Raw genomic sequence first — 17,312 nt, 5'->3', positions numbered from 1 at the left:
GCTGTGCAAGATATTCAGCAACCTCGCAGCGAGGGCTTTCGCGATCGCGGTGTGGAGGTTTCTCACGGACCTACCGTGTTATGTTACGCGTCGCGCTTCGGCGCGCACTCAGGGGAGAGACCGGTCCGGACCGGAGGCTCCGGTGCGATCGGTCCAGGCAACGGCGGGGGGCGCCATGATCGAGAAGAACGACGATGTGCACGCGGAGACCGGGGCTGCGGCGGAGCACGATCGAAGCCGCGGGCTGCAGGGCAGGCTGACGGACGCGATCCTCACGGGGGCGCTCGCTCCGGGGGAGCGCGTGGACGAGCGCTGGCTCGCCGCCGCGCTCGGCGCGGAGGCGACAGAGGTCCGTCGTGCCCTCGCCGCCCTCGCCGACGCCGGCCTCATCGCGGTGCGCCGCGACGGTTCGCGCCGGGTGACGGCCCTCGACGGCGATCGTGCGCGGGACGTGGTGGCGATGTTCGGCGACGTCTGGATCGGCGCGGTCCGGCACACCATCGCTCGGCTCGATGCCGACGACCTCGCCTACCTGGCCGAGCTCGTCGACGATGTGGCGCTGGCGGTGCGGATGCGCGACGGGTCCGCGTTCGGCGTCGGCCTGCGCGCCCTCGCCATCGCGTTCGCCCGGATCGAGGGCAATGCGGATCGGGCCGAGCTCCTCGGGAGCCTGGGAGCGCTCCTCGAGTGCGTCGCCCGGCGCGCGGGGAGCGTCTTCGACTGGTCGGATGTGCGGAGCGCGGTCGCACGGATCGCCGTCGCGCTCCCGAGCCGCGATGCCACGGCGATGCGCGGCGCCCTCATCGTCCTGTTCGACGACGTGCTGCCGGGAATCGTCGACCGCGCGGTGACGCCGGCGCGTCCGCTGGCCGCGGCGTCCTGAGGGCGCACCGCGGGACGGGGGCGCGGTGGTCCGCCACGCCCGCCGCCCGGTGCTCTCAGTCGGTGCCGGAGTCGAAGGCCGCGCGCTCGGAGGCGGTGTCGACCGCGTCCGCGAGGTTCTCGTCGGCCTCCGAGATCGAGCCGTGCACCGACTCGGTGATCTCGGCCGACTCGCCCGCGGTCACCCGGCCGACGAGCTCGCCCGTCGCGCCGCCGACCAGGCCGAGGCCCGCGTACTGCTCCAGGCGGGCGCGCGAGTCGGCGATGTCGAGGTTGCGCATCGTGAGCTGACCGATCCGGTCCACGGGGCCGAACGCAGCGTCGCCGACGCGCTCCATCGACAGCTTCTCCGGCCCGTACGACAGGTTCGGGGAGACCGTGTCGAGGATCGTCCAGTCGTCACCGCGGCGCAGGCGGATCGTCACGGTGCCCGAGATCGTCGAGCCGACCCAGCGCTGGATGGACTCGCGGAGCATGAGCGACTGCGGCTCGAGCCAGCGGCCCTCGTACATGAGGCGGCCGAGGCGGCGACCCTGCTCGTGGTACGTGGCGAGGGTGTCCTCGTTGAGGATGCCGTTGACGAGCCGCTCGTACGCGATGAAGAGCAGCGCCATGGCCGGGGCCTCGTAGATGCCGCGCGACTTCGCCTCGATGATGCGGTTCTCGATCTGGTCGCTCATGCCGAGGCCGTGGCGCCCGCCGATCGCGTTCGCCTCCTGCACCAGGGCCACCGGGTCGCTGAACTCGACGCCGTTGATCGCGACCGGACGGCCGCCCTCGAACGTCACCGAGACGTCCTCGGTCTCGATGGCGACGGACGGGTCCCAGAACTTCACGCCCATGATCGGGTCGACGGTCTCCAGCGAGACGTCGAGGTGCTCGAGCGTCTTCGCCTCGTGGGTCGCACCCCAGATGTTCGCGTCCGTCGAGTACGCCTTCTCGGCCGAGTCGCGGTACGGGAAGCCGTGCGCGACGAGCCACTCGCTCATCTCCTGGCGACCGCCGAGCTCGGTGACGAAGTCCGCGTCGAGCCAGGGCTTGTAGATGCGCAGGCGGGGGTTGGCGAGCAGACCGTAGCGGTAGAACCGCTCGATGTCGTTGCCCTTGTAGGTCGAGCCGTCGCCCCAGATGTCGACCCCGTCCTCGCGCATCGCGCGCACGAGCAGGGTGCCGGTGACCGCGCGGCCGAGCGGCGTGGTGTTGAAGTAGGTCTTGCCGCCCGAGCGGATGTGGAAGGCGCCGCAGGAGAGCGCGACGAAGCCCTCCTCGACCAGCGCCGTCTTGCAGTCGATGAGACGCGAGGCCTCGGCGCCGTACTCCAGCGCGCGCCCGGGGATCGAGGCGATGTCGTCCTCGTCGTACTGGCCGAGGTCGCCCGTGTAGGTGAAGGGGACGGCGCCCTTGTCGCGCATCCAGGCGACGGCGACGGAGGTGTCGAGTCCTCCGGAGAAGGCGATGCCGACGCGCTCGCCGACGGGCAGGGACTGGAGGACCTTGGACATGGCTCCCAGTCTATCGGCGCGCGACCCACCCCCTTTCGTGTGTTCCGGCCCCTTTCGCACGCACGCAGAGGGGTGGCTCGCGCGAAAAGGGGTGGGTCGACGGGAAGATGGGCGCATGGGTGGAGCGATTCTGTGGGGAGCCGTCGCGGCGGCTCCGCTGTTCGTCGGCGCGGTGCTCGCGATGCTGCGCACCTGGCCGCCGCGGTGGCTGGGCATCGTCCTGGGGTTCGGCGCCGGTGCGCTGATGGCCTCGATCGCCTTCGAGCTCTGGGAGGAGGGACTCGACCGCGGCGGTCCGATCCCGCTCGTCACCGGCGTCGCACTCGGAGCCCTCAGCTACTACATCGCCGCCCGCATCCTCGACGCCAGAGCCGCGAGGAAGAAGGGCGAGGCCGGGGGAGGTCAGCTCGCGGTGGGGGCCCTCCTCGACGGGATCCCGGAGCAGCTCGTGCTCGGCATCGGTCTCGCCTCGGGGGAGCCGGTGAGCATCGCGCTCGTCGTCGCCATCCTCGTCTCGAACCTCCCGGAGTCCATCGGCTCCGCCGCCGACCTGCTCGACGGCGGCATGCGACGGAGCAGGGTGCTGCTGCTGTGGGCCGGGGTCGCCGTGGTGTGCGCGCTCGCCACCGTCGCCGGATTCGCGCTGGCCAGCGTGACCGGCGAGGTCTTCCGCTCCGGGGCGAGCGGTTTCGCCGCGGGCGCCCTGCTCGTCATGCTGGTGGACTCGATGGTCCCGGAGGCGCAGTCGAAGGCGAAGGAGTCCACGGGGCTGGCGACCGTCCTCGGATTCGCGCTCGCCGCGGGTCTCGCCTTCGCCTCCTGAAAGGATCGGCGGCGCGTCCGCTCAGAGGCCGCTGTTGCGGGCGTCGCGACGGACGCTGCGCCCCGTGATGCGCTCGATCCGGAACGTCAGCGGCAGATCCCGGTCGTCGCCGGCCCACGGATGCACCCGCGCGGCGGCGCCGGCCGCCTCCTCCTCCGGGACCCGTGACAGCGTGCCGTGCATCAGCACGCTCCACCCCAGGCCGCCGATCGGATCGTGGTAGTCGACCTCGAACGAGACCTCGGCCGACTCGCGGGAGAGCGCGGCCAGGTGACCGTCCGGTGACGTGCGCAGCAGCAGGTCGTGCCCCGAGACGACGAAGTTCATCGGATGGATCTCCACCCGGCCGTCGTCGACGAATCCGATCCGGCCCACCGTGGTGGTCGCCAGCAACTCGTAGGACTGCTGCTCATCGAGCTCGTGGATCATGCGGACACTCCCTCCCCGTGTGCCGCCAGTGTAGCCACGGCGCCGCGGATCATCGAGGGTGCCGACCGGGAATCACCCGGTGAGGTCAGGGCGACCACGCCTCCAGCTCGACGCGGAGAGCGGCGAGGTACTCGGGAGGGCCGGCCTCCGCGAACCACAGCCACAGCTCCGCGGCGATGATCGGATACCACGCACGGACACGGGCGGGATCGGCGCCGTAGCCGTCGATGAGCGCCCGCTCGGACCGCGGGTCCTTCCGGGAGGCTCCCCACGCCGCTCGGGCCAGCTCCCGCAGTGGATCGCCACGGTGCGCGGCCTCCCAGTCGACGATCCCGGAGACGCGGCGGTGCTGCGCGAGCAGGTTGCCGTCGGTCCAGTCGCCGTGGCAGAAGACGACCCCGGACGACGGCGGGATGCGCAGCGGGAGACGAGGCGCGCCGGCGGCGCGGTACCGCTCGACGATCGTGGCGTCGTCGGGTGCCGGAAGAAGATCGTCCGGAGGGTCGAGCCGATGCAGGGCACGGAGCAGCGGTGCCGACGACCCGAGGCCGGCGATCCGGGTGTCGGCGTCGCCGTCGTCGAGGCGGGAGCCGGGGAGCGCCGTCATGAGGATCGCCCCCGGCCGTTCCTCGACGACCTCGGGTACGGGGAGCCCGGAGCCGACGAGTCCGCGGAGGGCCCGCAGCTCGTTGTCGTGCCGCGCCGGATCGGAGAGGCGCTTCTCGACGAGTCGGCGTCCGCCGCGCTCGACGAGCCGCACCGCGCCGACCGCACCCTACTTCATGCCGTCATCCTCGCACCGGGCGGGCGGTCACTCGAAGCCGGGGTAGTCCTGCAGCCGCTTCTCGAACTCCGCGCGGTCGGCCTCGCTCAACACCTTGCCGGCGATGACCACGAGCTGGAGCCCCTCGATCGGTTCGCCGGTGCGCGCACTCTGCGCCTCCCGTGAGGTGCGGAAGCCGCCGTCGGTATCGTTCGACAGATCGTAGATGTTCGCGTAGAAGCGCAGCGGGTCGGGGTAGTTCTCGGTGTAGTACTCCCACGTCGTCTGCGTCTGCGGGTCGTCGCTGCCGTAGAGCTTGGCGATCATGGACGGGTCGATGCCGGAGTTCGCGGGGTCGTTGAACGAGTAGAGGTTCCAGAGGCCGTGGGCCGCCACCACCTCGTCGATCGCGGCCATCACCTCGAGCTTGAGGGCGTACCCCTGGACGGGCTGCTCGGTCGCCCAGGCTGCCGACGTGTACTCCGACAGCATGGACTCGCCGCCGTAGCCGTTGCGCTCCGGCCGCAGGTCCTCGTCTCCCACCCGGACCCACGTGAGCCCGAAGTCCGCAGTGAGCCGGTCGCGGATGTCGGTGAAGAGCGCGTCGGCCTCGGCGCGCACCTCCTCCAGGGACTGCTGGGTCAGCGCCTCCTGCGGGGCCGTGCCCTTGATGCCCGGGTAGGCCTCCGCGTGCCGCTGTTCCGCGGTCTTCACGCCTTCGTAGTCGCCGGATGCCGAGGTGCGCAGCGCGCTGAGCGCCCCGACGGTCGCGACGTTGAACAGGATGGTGAGGACGAGCGCGATGATCCCGAGCCGCCGTCCTCCCGGGGTGAAGAGCGCGGCCACGATCACTCCCAGCACCAGGAGCTGCAGCGTGATCATCGTCACGCCGTACAGCAGGTCGGTGCCGCCGACCACGAGCGTGCCGAACAGGATCAGGACGAAGAGGATCGCGGAGACCAGCGCGATCCAGCCCAGGGCATTCGCCGAGGGCTTCTTCTCCTCGGGCGGCAGCGGGGAGAGGACGGGCGGCGTGGGACCGACCTGCTGCTGTCGCCGCGCGCCACGATAGCCCCCGGGCGGCGGGACCGGCGGGGCACCCTCGGTACCGCCGACATAACGGGCGCGCTGTCGCTCGTGGTCGCTCACCATGGCTTGTCCGTCCCGGTGCCGCCGGGTTCGTCGCCCTGCTGCTGATCGCGTTCCTGCGTCCCCTGCTCGAGCTTGTCCTGGAGGTCTTGCAGCTTGTCCTCGGACGGCTGGGGTTCCTCCTGCTGCTCCTGCTCCTCCTGGGGCTGCTGTTCCTGCTCCTGCTGTTTCTGCTTGAGGCGGTCCTCGGTGTTGTCGAGGGTGTCGGACATGTCGCGCTCGGGATCGGGCGACTGCTGCTGCGCCTCCTCGCTGTGGCACTCCTCCGGGGTCTCGACGGTGATCGTCAGCGCCTCGCCGTAGAGGGCGGTCGCCCCGGCGCCGTCGCCCTCGGCCCTGGCGGCGTCGCCCATCCGCTCGATGACGAGGGCGAGGTTGATCCGGACCGGGCAGACCTCGAGCCCGGTGGCGAGGTCGAGGGCCCGCTCCAGCTCTGCGCGGGACGCGGGGAGCTCGTCGGCCCCAGCCAGTGCGGTGCCGATGTTGTAGGGGGCCTTGTACGGCTCGAACCAGTTCAGGACGTCCTGTCCGCGCGCCGAGGCTTCGGAGCCCGCGAAGTCGTCGACGACGTAGGCGGTGATGGCCTGATGGGCGAACGCGTACATGCTCAGCAGCTTGCCCACGAAGAGCAGCGCGGCGAGGGTGAGCGGGATCGTGCCGATCGCGACCCAGCGGCGGATGAGCCGGCGCCGGCGGTTCGAGCGGAGGAGGGCTGCGGCGGTGTCGTCCTGCGCAGGCGTCACGACGCACCTCCTCCCCTGTCGTCGGCGTCTGAACATCCTATCCGCGACGATCGGGCGCGACGGATACGGCGATGCGACGGACGCCGACCCCGGCTGATCGAGGTCGGCGTCCGTCGCTTGTGCGGTCCGGTTACTGCGCAGCCTTGACGCGGAACGTGTCGAAGGACACGCCGAGCGGTGCGGTCGCGCTCGCAGAGCGGCTGCCGCTGAGACCCACGCCACCCGCCGGCAGCGGGGCGGCGTCGGTCGCCCGCAGTTGCCAGTCGGCGGGCTCCGCGGCATCGGTCGCCCAGAGCTTCGCGACGAGGGAGGCCTTGTCCGTCCCCGTCACGGCTGCCTTGAGCGTGTAGGTGGTGCCCGGGGTGATCGTGACGCCGTTCAGTGCCCGGGTCGCGAGGACGGTGCCGTCGCGGTGTGCCACGAGCCAGACCGTGCCGTCCGGGCGGAGCCACGCGCGGACGAGATACCGACCGGCGGACGAGTCGCGGGCGATGACCCCGATGTAGGAGCCTCCCGTGCTCGACGGCTGATCGACGCGGAAGGTCGTCTCCAGCGCCGGGTTCAGCACCGACGGGGCGTTCAGCGTCGCGTGGCGGGTGTCTCCCGCGGCCAGCTTCAGCTGCCCGGAGCCGTCGGCGACGCTGGCCGCGGCCGCGGACCCGCCGGCGATCTTCCAGGCGCCGCCGGCGAGGGCTTCGCCCCAGCCGGGACCGGCCGTGCGGTCGAACTCGTCGCTCGCGAGCGGCGCGGGCTCCGCCATCACGGCTTCCCGCGTGGTGGTCGTCGAGCCGCCGACGTCGTCCGTCACCGTGAGGGTGACCGTCCGCGTCCCGGGCGTCGCGTACGTGTGCGTCGTCGACGCGCCTTCACCGGTCGTGCCGTCGCCCCAGTCCCAGCGGTAGCTGCGGATGGTGCCATCGGCATCCGTCGATGCCGACGCGTCGGCCGACACCGTGAGTCCCGAGGCCGACAGGGGGAACGAGGCCGTGGGCGGCGTGTTGGCGCCCTGGACGACGACCGATTTCGTGACCGATCCCATGAGGCTCTGGCTGTCGGTGACCGTGAGCTTGACCGCGTATGTGCCGGGCTTCGCGTACGTGTGCGCGGGCGTCTTGCCGGTGCGCGTGGAACCGTCGCCGAAGTCCCAGAGGTAGTCCGAGATCGTGGTGGAGCCGGGCGGCACGGACGTGCTCGCGTCGAAGGCCGCATCGACGCCATTCACGGTGGCGGTGAAGGCGGCGACGGGGGCGGTGGAGCCGTTGCCCACGCTGTAGTGCGTCTTGACCTGCGCGGCGCTCAGCCCGTACGGGTAGACGGCGAACTCGTCGACGTTGCCCGTCAGGGACACGGACTTCGGGGCGTTGGGCCAGTTGGCGAGCTTCCCGCTGCCGATCTTCCAGAAGCCCTGGTAGTCCTGACCCTTGGTCACACCGGTGATCTGGTCGTTGAGCTGCCCGTCGACGAAGAGCTTCATCCCCTCGGGGCTCACGGACGCGACGACGTGGTGCCACTTGTCGTCGTTGTACGCGGCCTTTGTCGTGATGACCCTCGTGCCGCCGTCGTACACCCCGAAGTTCAGGCGCCCGTCGTTCGACAGGTAGACGTTCCGATCGTGGTTCCTCGAGAAGCCCGCGGCCGAGCTCTCGAAGTCGAAGAGCAGCCCGCCGGTGGTCGTCGACGTCTGGAACCACATCTCGGCCGAGTACGTGGTCGGCGCGGGCATCTTCGTGGTGGTGTCCACGCGTCCGGTCTCGGTGCCGTCGAGCGCCGTAGCGCCCCCGTCCGACGACAGCGGCTTCGTTCCCGAGCGGAAGATCGGGCTGTTCGTGCCGGCGAGGTCCTGGGCCACTGTTCCCAACGGGTAGTACAGCTGAGGGTCGTCGGCGAGCACGGCCCGGGAGTAGGCGGGTGTCGCCGCGCCCACGGTGGCGGTCGCGGTCCTGCTCGTGACCGTGTTGCCGTTGCTGTCGGTGGCCGTGAAGGTGTACGTCTGCTGCGAGCCGGCCGGAGCCGTCGTGTCCTCGAACGTGACGGCGGGCAGGTTCCACCAGGTGGAGTCTGCCTTCGTGGTGAACAGCGGAGTGGTCGAGCCGGCGCGGCGCAGCTCGTAGGTGAGCGTGAGGTCGTCTCGGTCCCAGTTGGCCGGGATCGAGACCTTCACGGCACCCGAGGGGAGCGCGGTCGCCGTCGGCGCCCACTTGTCCCCGGAAAGGCGGGGGCCGTCCTTCGCGCCACCGGGAGGAGTCGTCGAGAACCGCACGAGGCCCTCGAACTGGCCGTTGTTGACCGAGCGGAACTCGCCGCCGATGGAGATCATGTTCCCCGTGCCGGTGATGGAGAGACCGGCCTGACCCAGACCGGTCGTCACGCCGACCGCCCAGTCCGGAGACCAGGCGTACGGCGAGGGCGCCGCCGTACCGCCCCAGTCCTTCCGGCCGGGCGCGGCGGGCTGGGGGGCCAGCGTGCCGCGGGCGTCGGCGGTGTACGCCTCGGAGTACCGGTGCACGCGCGGTGCCTGCTCGGGGTGGAGACCCAACGTCTCGCAGGTGTGGGTGTGGCTGGTCGTGTAAACGACCTTGCCGGTGGAGTAGACGCCGTAGTGGTCGCCGATGCAGTCGGCGATCCAGCGCACCTTGCCGGTACCGGCCTCGGCGGCGAAGGTGCCCTCGAGACTGCCGGTCGCGGCGTCGGCGAAGCCCCAGCCGGTGCCGTACACCCCGGTGGCGTCGGCGGCGAGACCGAACGTCCCGGCCTTGCCGGCGTAGATGCCGGATCCGGCGCCGTTCTTGACCGTCTTCGCCAGCTCCCACTCGGTGTTCAGGGCGCCGGTGGTCTTGTCGACGGAGGCGCTGCCCCGCATCTCGGTGTTGCCGTTGACCTGGGAGAAGCGTCCGCCCACGATCGTGTCCGCGCCGGCAGGGTCCATGACCATGGCATCGACCTGGAGGTCGGTCTGCGGAGCCCAGGGACGGAGGGCGCCGTTGGTGGTGTCGAAGGCGGCCAGGTTCTTCCGCGGCGTGCCGTTGGCCTGGGTGAACAGGCCGCCGGCGTAGACGGTCGTCCCCGACGTCGCCAGCGCGTAGACGCCGGATCCGCCGATGGAGGGCACGAAGCCCGGGACGAGCTCGCCGGTCTTCGCGTCGATCGCGGCGATGTTCCACCGGTCCTTGCCGTTGACCTTGGTGAACGAGCCGCCGATGTAGATGCGGGAGCCGTCGGGCGAGGCGGCGACGGCCTTGATCACGCCGTTGACCTGCGGGGCGAACGGCAGCAGCGCACCGGTGTCGATGTCGTAGGCGAGCACGTTCGAGCGTGCCGTCAGTGCGGTGCCGGGGGCGGCCTTCGGCTCCCGGGCGTTGTCGAACTTGCCGACCGCGTACACGATCGAGCCGATCGTCGTCTGCGCCCAGACGTACCCGTTGTCGATCTGCACGGTCGGGATCGGATCGGACGTGACGACGTTCTCGTCCCGCTGCAGCAGCGGAGGCAGGCCGTCGCCCTCGGCCGCTGCGGCAGCGCCGCCACCGAGGGCGACCAGCCCCGCTGTGACCATCACCCCCGCGATCACTCCGGCCACGCTCATGCGCGCGCGCTTCCAGACAGCACTGTTCCCCATGTGTGTTCCCCAGTCATTCGATGGCCGACCCCACGTCGGCACGACATCGCCGGACGATCGACCGCGAGAGCTCCCCCAGAGATGCTCGGACCGCGGCGGTTCGTTCCGACGAACCCCCGCCGGAGGCACAGAAGCCTCCGGCGGGTAACACAATACCATCGCCGGGCGCGGAGCACACGCCGTACCCGCACGGATGCCCGGGGTCTCGGAGGCTGTCAGGGGGTGTCGAGGGGAGCGGGCCGTGCCGAGCGGGGAGCGCGCAGCCCGCGGAGCCGGGCGACCAGGATCGTCGCGCGGGTGAGCTCCACGCCGAGCGCGGCGAGGATGACCAGCGCGGCGATCCAGTACAACTCGATCACGTTCCCCACCTCGCCGGCGTCGGCGTAGGCGGTGGTGCTCGACGGTGCGGCGGGGAGGGTCGGGGCGGCGTCCGCCTCCCGGTGCTCGTACCCGACGCCGAGCTGCCCGGCGATCGTCTCGAGGTTCCCCTCGTCGATGACGGAGAGTGCATCGGCGCCCTGGTACTGGATGTACTCGGAGCCGTTCTGGTCGAGCCCGCCCGTCGTGACGCGCATGGGACCGCCCTCCGCCGTGCCGTACCCGAAGACGGCACCCGCGTCGGTGTAGCGAGCGCTGTCGGCGAAGGACTCCGGGGCGGACCCCGTGGTCTGCTCGCCGTCGCCGAAGTAGAAGACCATGCGCGAACGGTCCGGCGACGACTCCGCCGCGGCGGCGAGGGTCTCGCTCAGCAGCGGAGCGGCCACGCCGATCGAGCTGCCGCGCGACTGGCTCGTGACCTCGGGGCGCAGCACGTCGAGCGAGCCGAGCAGGGCGGTGGTGTCGGTGGTGAGCGGGATCCGCAGCTGGGCTGCCGCATCCGAGGTGAGGAGGGCGAAGCGGGCTCCGGGGTACTCCTCCACGAGCGCGCGCACGTCGGCGCGCACACCGTCGAGCCTCGGAGAGCCGTCGTCCCAGTCCTCGGCCACGATGCTCGCGGTGGTGTCGACGACGAGCACGATGTCGGTGTCGGTCGCCAGGGTCTGCGTGGAGCCTCCGGGGAGCCCCGGCCGCAGCAGCATCACGGCGCAGGCGAGCACCATCACGAGGCGCAGCGCCCAGAGGGACCGATGCACGGCGAGAACACGTCGGTCGGTCACGACCTCGCCCCCGGCCCGCGGAGCACGCACGAGCATCCAGACGGCCACGCCGGCGACACCGGCGCACAGCAACAGGATGAGGAACACGGGGAGCACGGGCTGGAAGATCACAGGCGCACCCTCCAGACCAGCACGACGAAGCCGAGCGCGAGGACCGACAGGACGGCGATCCACAGGTTCGGGGTGTCCGTCCAGACCACCTGCGCCTCGCCGCGCAGTGCCGTGGCCTCCTGCTTCTGGACCTCGTCGATGATGTCCCCGACCGTCGTCGTGTCGCGGAGCCCGTAGGCGGCGCCTCCCGTGCCCTCGGCGGCGGCGGCCAGCTCGGCGCTGACGTCGGCATCCTTGCCCTCGACCGGGTTGATCGCGAACACCCGCACGTCCTTCGAGGCCGCATACGCCGCGGCCTCGTCGAGCGTCACGATCGAGGCGCCGTTGATCTCGTTGTCCGTCGCGAAGATCACCGACCGCGACCGGTCGTCGTCCGGGTGATCGAAGCCCATGGTGCAGGCCGCGAGCCCGTCGCCGATGAGCGAGGCACCGTCGCCGTTCAGGGTGCCGAGCCAGTGCTCCGGGATCTCGTCCACGTAGTCGAAGCTCGACATCATGCTCGCGAGGTGCTCGCGGATGAAGTCGTAGTCGTCGGTGAGGGGGAAGATCTGCACGGGGGAGCTGTTGAAGATCGTCAGGCCGATGCGCTCGCCCTCGAAGCCGTCGAGCAGCTCGTCGAACACGGAGAGCACCTCGACGTCGACCTCGGACATCGAGCCCGACACGTCCAGACACAGCATGATGTCGCGGCTCGTGTCGACGGGTTGGACGGTCTGGGCGGACATCGGACGCGCGGCCACGACGCCGGCGGCCAGCGCCGCCCCGGCGCCGAGGGCGAGCAGCCCCGTCAGGGCGACGGCGCGACGGGACAGCGCCTGGCGGAAGGACGGCAGGGCCCGCAGCCGCTCCGCCCTGGCCACGCGGGCGGTGTCCGCTGCGCGCCGGTCGCGATGGCGGCGCAGGCCCACCGCGAGACCGACCGCCACCGCGGCGACGACGACCGCCGCGGCCAGGACCAGCATCCAGACGTTCGCTAGTGCCACGCGCGCACCACCGTCCTGGCGGCTTCGGCGCCGGCGGCCGGATCGATGGCGGGTCCCTGCCGGAAGATGCTCGGATAGTAGTGGCGGCCCATCGCGTCGATGAGCGCAGGGTGCACGCCGCGGGAGACGAGGTCGTCGAGGGTGAGCACCGGTGCTTCCAGACCGCTGTACTCGTTGACGAACGTGCGCACGACGCGGCTCAGCTCCAGGTTCGCCTGCCGCGCGGAGAGGTGGCGGTTCCGGTAGTCGTGCTCGACGCGGTCGATGCGGTCGAGGTACTCCGAGCGCAGAGCGGACAGCACGTCGAGCGTGGACGGCCGGCCGGCATCTGAGGCCGCTCCGGAGGCGGCGGTGCGGGGGCGCGTGAGCCGGAACAGCAGCCACGTGCCGACGATCAGCAGGGCCAGGATGCCGAGCGCGAGCAGCATCCATCCCCACCCGTACTGCGCGGGCGGGTAGAGCTCGTCAGAACCGGGCATCGGACCTCCGGTTCAACAGGTGCAGCAGCTGCGGAACGGCGTCGTCCTGACCGTCGAGCGCGGCGTGGCTGATCTCCATCCGCGTGAGCAGGTCGGCGAGCCGGGCGGCGTCGGCCGCCCGCTGCGCACGGAGCTCGTTCACGATCGTGCGGTCGCCCTGGATGAAATCGGGGACCTCCCAGAGGCTGTCGACGTCGGCGCGCAGCCGGGCGGAACGGTGGTCGAGCACCGGTTCGGCGTCGCGCAGGGTGAGCCAGAGCACGTCGTGCTGCACGCGCAGGCGGCGCAGCAGGCGCTCGGTCTCGGTGGTGACCGGGGCCTCGTCGGTGAGCACGACGACGATCATGCGCCGGGCGATCGTCCGCGTGACGAAGGACAGCAGGGCGTCCCGATCGCTGGGGGCCGCCGCGTCGTCGACCGCGCGGTCGATCGTCCGCAGCGCGTGTTCGAGGGCCCCTTCGCTGCGCCCCGGCGCCAGCCGGCGGACGCGGGAGACGTCGCCGTAGACGACCGTGAAGTCGTCGCCGTGCCGGAGTGTCAGCACCCCGAGGGCTCCGGTCGCCAGGATCGCCAGGTCCTTCTTCGAGCGCTCGTCCGCGGCGAGAGCGGTCATCGAGCGTCCCGTGTCGACGACGAACATCACCGTGTGCATGCGCGTGGCCCGTGACCGCTTGACCAGCGGCGTGCCGAGGCGGGCGGTCGCGCGCCAGTCGATGTCGCGCACCTGGTCGCCGTACTCGTACTTGCGCAGGTCCTCGAAGTCGAGGCTCCGCCCGTGCAGCAACGATGCGTAGGCGCCGTCGAGCGCGTGCAGCGACTTGCGGTTCGAGTGGATGAAGAGCTTGCTCTTCACCTGCGTGATGAGGCTGGGCATCGGGCGCGGGATCCCTGGACGTGTCGGCGGGTCAGGGGGTGGGCACGGCAGCGAAGATCTGGTCGATGATCTCCTCGCTGCGGATGCCCTCGGCGTCGGCCTCGAACGTCAGCAGCACGCGGTGCCGCAGCACGAGGTGGCGCAGGGCGCGGATGTCCTCGGGGAGGACGTGGGTCCGGCCGCTGAGGAGGGCGAGGGCGCGGGAGGCCTGGAGGAAGGCGATGCTGGCCCGAGGGCTCGCGCCGTACTTGATGAAGCGGGCGCGCTCGTCCCCGATGTACGGCGCGGGATTCCGGGTCACGTACGCGATCGACACGATGTAGTTGCGGATCGCGGGGTCGACGTAGATGCGGCTCGCGACGTCCTGCAGCAGGTGCACGTCGTCCAGCGTGACGGCGCTGTGCACGTGCCGGTCGGGGTCGAGCACGCCCGAGTCGATGCGGCTGAGGATCTCGAACTCCTCCGCCGGGCTCGGGTACTCCACGATCTCCTTGAGGAGGAACCGGTCCATCTGCGCCTCGGGCAACTCGTAGGTGCCCTCCTGCTCGATGGGGTTCTGCGTCGCGATCACGAGGAACGGCTTCGGCAGCGGGTGGATCTCGCCGCCGATGGTGGTCTGGTGCTCCTGCATCGCCTCGAGCATGGCGCTCTGGGTCTTGGCGCTGGAGCGGTTGATCTCGTCGAGCAGCACGAAGTTCGCGTGCACGGGGCCGAGCACCGTCCGGAAGCTGCCTGTCGCGGCGTCGTAGATCTGGTTGCCCGTGATGTCGCTCGGCAGGAGGTCGGGCGTGCACTGGATGCGCTTGAACTTCGCCTTCACGGTGTCGGCGAGCGTGCTGGCGGCGGTGGTCTTGGCGAGGCCGGGCACGCTCTCCAGGAGGATGTGACCGCCGGCGATGAGCGCCACGAGCAGGCTGGTGCGCAGGCGCTCCTGGCCCACCATCTTCGCGGAGTAGGCGTCCGAGATCGTCTGCAGCACGGCACCGGCGCGCGCCATCTCGGCGTCGCTCGGAGCGGCGGCGGGGGCCGCGGCGGCGATCGGCGCGCCGGACGCGGGGGGCGGTGGGGGCGCGGAGATCGTCGGCGGGGTCTGCGCGTCGGCGTCGGTCATCGGTCTTCGTCTCCCTCGGTCACACGCGGGCCCGCACGGCGCGCCCCTCCGCCGACCAGCGTAATCGCATCCGCGCGGACCGACCTCGACCCGCGCGGGCGGTGCACTCAGCGCGAGCGCCGCCCGCGCATGCGCGTGATGAGCACGCCGAGCAGGCACAGCGCGCCGCCCACGAACATGAGCGGGGTGGGCACCTCCCCGAGGATGAGCCACGACAGCAGGATCGCGAGGGCCGGGACCACGTACGTCGTCGCGGAGGTCTTCCCCGCGGTGCTGCGCTGCAGCACGTATGCCCAGGTGGTGAAGGCGATGGCGGTGGGGAAGATGCCGAGGTAGACCACCCACAGCGTCGCGTCGAGGGGCGCCGTCTGCACGTCGGCGATCAATGCGCCGAGCCAGGGAAGCAGGGCGATCGTGCCGGCGGCCGCCCCGAGCCAGGTCAGCGTGGTGGCGTCGACCCCCGAGGTGAGCAGGTGTTTCTGCAGCAGGGTGCACCCCGCGTACATGACCGCGGCGAGAAGGGCCAGCAGGAGGCCCGTGAGGTCGGGGCCGGTGCTGCTGGTGGAGTTCATGCCGATGAGGACCACCCCGAGGAAGGCGATGGGGGCGCCGATCACCAAGGGTCGGGGGAATCCCTCCCGGAGGAAGAGACCGCTGAAGACGACGACCATGAGCGGCGCCAGGTTCACGACCATCGCGGCGGTCCCGGCGTCGAGGGTCCGTTCGGCACTGTTGAGGGCCAGGTTGTAGATGCAGAACCATCCGACTCCCCACGCGGCGATCAGCAGCCAGTGGCGGCGCTCCGGGAGCTGGATGCCGTGCCGCAGCGCGATGATCGTCAGCACGAGGGTGCCCACGGCCATGCGCAGCAGCGCCAAGGCCCCGGGGTCGTAGTGCGGCCCCGCGCCACGGATCCCGATGAAGGCCGAGGCCCAGAGCACCACCGTCACCGCGGCCGCGAGCAGGACCAGGGCACCGCGCGATCGCGCCGGCGAGCTCTGCGGGTCGAGCCGCTCCGATGCCTTGATGTCCTGTCGCACCGTCCGATCCTGGCACCGGCCGCCGACATCGGCGATGCGCGGAAGCGACAGCCGTCGTCGCATTCCCGCCAGCGTCACCGCGGGGCACTGCTAACGTCGAAGAGCAGCCACTGTCCGGGCGGGTCGAGCGTTCCGCTCCCACCGGGGAAGAACTGTCCTCCTCTCCCGGATACGGCTGCGCCCGATACATGACGGAAGAGTTTGAGGACGATACGTGACGAACAGTGAACGAGTAGCGATCATCGGCGCCGGCCCCTCGGGGATGGCGCAGCTGCGGGCCTTCGAGTCCGCAGCCCGTGCGGGGGCGGAGATCCCCGAACTGGTCTGCTTCGAGAAGCAGGCCGACTGGGGCGGCCAGTGGAACTACACCTGGCGCACCGGGCTGGACGAGTACGGCGAGCCCGTGCACTCCAGCATGTACCGCAACCTGTGGTCGAACGGCCCGAAGGAGGCCCTGGAGTTCGCGGACTACACCTTCGACGAGCACTTCGGACGGCCGATCTCGTCGTACCCGCCGCGTCCGGTGCTGTGGGACTACATCGCCGGCCGCCTCGCGAAGACGCAGGTGCGCGACCTCATCCGCTTCGAGACCGCGGTGCGCTGGGTGGACTTCGACGAGGACCGTGAGGTGTTCCGTCTCACCAGCGAGCACCTGCCGACCGGGCGCACGACCACGGAGGAGTTCGACCGCGTGGTCGTGGCCAGCGGGCACTTCTCCTTCCCGAACGTGCCGCACTTCGACGGCATCGAGACCTTCCCCGGATCCGTCGCCCACGCGCACGACTTCCGGGGCGCGGAGGCCCTCGCCGGACGGGACGTGCTCGTGATCGGGTCGAGCTACTCGGCGGAGGACATCGGCAGCCAGGCCTTCAAGATGGGCGCCCGCTCGGTCACCGCGAGCTACCGGACCGCGCCGATGGGCTACGACTGGCCGGAGGGCTTCGAGGAGCGTCCGTGCGTCGAGCGCTTCGAGGGCCGCACCGTGCACTTCGCCGACGGCACCTCCAAGGAGGTCGACGCGGTCATCCTCTGCACCGGCTACCTGCACAAGTACCCGTTCCTGCCCGCGGAGCTCGCCCTGTCCTCGCCGAACAACGTCTACCCCGACGGGCTGTACCGGGGCGTGCTCTGGCAGGGCAATCCACGCCTGGCCTACCTCGGCGCGCAGGACCAGTGGTTCACGTTCAACATGTTCGACGCGCAGGCCTGGTTCGTGCGGGACGTCATCCTCGGCCGGATCGCCCTGCCCGACGAGGGCGAGCGTGCCGCGTCCATCGCCGCGTGGCGCAAGCGGTTCGCGGAGATCGACTCGGCGGCGACGGAGATCCGCTTCCAGGCCGACTACATCCGCGACCTGCTGGAGTGCACCGACTATCCGGCGTTCGACCTCGATCGCGTCGTGGAGATCTTCCTCGCCTGGAAGCACGACAAGAAGGCCGACATCATGGGCTACCGCGACCGCGTGTACCCCTCGGTCATGACCGGGACGCTCGCCGCCGCACACCACACCCCGTGGCTGGACGAGCTCGACGACTCCCTCGCGCGCTACCTCGAGGCCGACGCGCTCCTCGTCTGATCGCCGACCCACCCCCTTCCGGCCGTCCCACCCCTTTTCGTACGTTCGCAAGGGGGTGGGGCGCACGGGAAGGG

At 71.0% G+C, this 17,312-nt stretch carries 15 protein-coding genes; 3 read left to right on the top strand and 12 right to left on the bottom strand.

The genetic code is table 11. The annotated features are described in order from the left end of the window. Positions 1–175: 175 nt before the first annotated feature. The gene (locus ACIQID_RS10240) at positions 176–883 is read left to right on the top strand and encodes a GntR family transcriptional regulator (protein WP_400284521.1); all 708 of its coding nucleotides are present in this window, start codon (positions 176–178) and stop codon (positions 881–883) included. 55 nt (positions 884–938) lie between these two features. Here the strand turns inward: ACIQID_RS10240 and argG are convergent, their stop codons facing one another. After that, positions 939–2,384, bottom strand: coding sequence for an argininosuccinate synthase (gene argG / locus ACIQID_RS10235; protein ID WP_025105204.1), 1,446 nt, complete (start codon positions 2,382–2,384; stop codon positions 939–941). A gap of 115 nt (positions 2,385–2,499) precedes the next feature. Here argG and ACIQID_RS10230 point away from each other — a divergent pair, with 115 nt between their 5' ends. After that, positions 2,500–3,207, top strand: a complete 708-nt coding sequence (locus ACIQID_RS10230; protein ID WP_062637612.1) for a ZIP family metal transporter — start codon at positions 2,500–2,502, stop codon at positions 3,205–3,207. Between the two features lie 21 nt (positions 3,208–3,228). Here the strand turns inward: ACIQID_RS10230 and ACIQID_RS10225 are convergent, their stop codons facing one another. From ACIQID_RS10225 to ACIQID_RS10175, 11 genes are all read right to left on the bottom strand, one after another. Beyond that, the gene (locus ACIQID_RS10225; protein WP_312674314.1) at positions 3,229–3,636 is read right to left on the bottom strand and encodes a pyridoxamine 5'-phosphate oxidase family protein; all 408 of its coding nucleotides are present in this window, start codon (positions 3,634–3,636) and stop codon (positions 3,229–3,231) included. 85 nt (positions 3,637–3,721) lie between these two features. Further along, complete coding sequence (locus tag ACIQID_RS10220; protein ID WP_400284516.1) at positions 3,722–4,396, bottom strand: phosphotransferase family protein; 675 nt, start codon at positions 4,394–4,396, stop codon at positions 3,722–3,724. A gap of 51 nt (positions 4,397–4,447) precedes the next feature. Next, entirely contained in the window at positions 4,448–5,551 is a 1,104-nt protein-coding gene (locus tag ACIQID_RS10215; protein WP_400284513.1) for a hypothetical protein, read from the bottom strand. Then, a complete protein-coding gene (locus ACIQID_RS10210) occupies positions 5,545–6,291 on the bottom strand; it encodes a hypothetical protein (protein WP_312674311.1) in 747 nt (248 codons plus the stop codon). Before ACIQID_RS10210 ends, ACIQID_RS10215 begins: the two co-directional genes overlap by 7 nt. Positions 6,292–6,421: 130 nt before the next feature. After that, positions 6,422–9,907, bottom strand: coding sequence for a PKD domain-containing protein (locus tag ACIQID_RS10205; protein WP_400284509.1), 3,486 nt, complete (start codon positions 9,905–9,907; stop codon positions 6,422–6,424). Positions 9,908–10,122: 215 nt separating this feature from the next. Continuing rightward, positions 10,123–11,175 carry a VWA domain-containing protein gene (locus tag ACIQID_RS10200; protein WP_400284507.1) on the bottom strand — a complete coding sequence of 351 codons (1,053 nt, stop codon included), beginning with the start codon at positions 11,173–11,175 and terminating at the stop codon, positions 10,123–10,125. Continuing rightward, complete coding sequence (locus tag ACIQID_RS10195) at positions 11,172–12,158, bottom strand: VWA domain-containing protein (RefSeq protein ID WP_400284504.1); 987 nt, start codon at positions 12,156–12,158, stop codon at positions 11,172–11,174. The genes ACIQID_RS10200 and ACIQID_RS10195 overlap by 4 nt, the downstream gene beginning before the upstream one ends. Continuing rightward, positions 12,149–12,637, bottom strand: a complete 489-nt coding sequence (locus tag ACIQID_RS10190) for a hypothetical protein (RefSeq protein ID WP_400284501.1) — start codon at positions 12,635–12,637, stop codon at positions 12,149–12,151. Before ACIQID_RS10190 ends, ACIQID_RS10195 begins: the two co-directional genes overlap by 10 nt. After that, positions 12,624–13,511 carry a DUF58 domain-containing protein gene (locus ACIQID_RS10185; RefSeq protein ID WP_400284498.1) on the bottom strand — a complete coding sequence of 296 codons (888 nt, stop codon included), beginning with the start codon at positions 13,509–13,511 and terminating at the stop codon, positions 12,624–12,626. The genes ACIQID_RS10190 and ACIQID_RS10185 overlap by 14 nt, the downstream gene beginning before the upstream one ends. A 31-nt stretch (positions 13,512–13,542) precedes the next feature. Then, the gene (locus ACIQID_RS10180) at positions 13,543–14,622 is read right to left on the bottom strand and encodes a MoxR family ATPase (protein WP_312674303.1); all 1,080 of its coding nucleotides are present in this window, start codon (positions 14,620–14,622) and stop codon (positions 13,543–13,545) included. A 107-nt stretch (positions 14,623–14,729) separates the two neighbouring features. After that, positions 14,730–15,662 carry a DMT family transporter gene (locus tag ACIQID_RS10175; protein ID WP_400284495.1) on the bottom strand — a complete coding sequence of 311 codons (933 nt, stop codon included), beginning with the start codon at positions 15,660–15,662 and terminating at the stop codon, positions 14,730–14,732. A gap of 214 nt (positions 15,663–15,876) precedes the next feature. Between ACIQID_RS10175 and ACIQID_RS10170 the strand changes: the two genes are divergently transcribed. Beyond that, complete coding sequence (locus ACIQID_RS10170; protein ID WP_400284492.1) at positions 15,877–17,238, top strand: NAD(P)-binding domain-containing protein; 1,362 nt, start codon at positions 15,877–15,879, stop codon at positions 17,236–17,238. The last annotated feature ends 74 nt before the right edge of the window (positions 17,239–17,312 follow it).

The organism is Microbacterium sp. NPDC091676 (genome assembly GCF_044756645.1).
Taxonomy (GTDB): domain Bacteria; phylum Actinomycetota; class Actinomycetes; order Actinomycetales; family Microbacteriaceae; genus Microbacterium; species Microbacterium paraoxydans_D.
The sequence above is the reverse complement of the archived record's forward strand: the minus strand, read 5'-3'. Positions and strand labels throughout refer to the sequence as shown.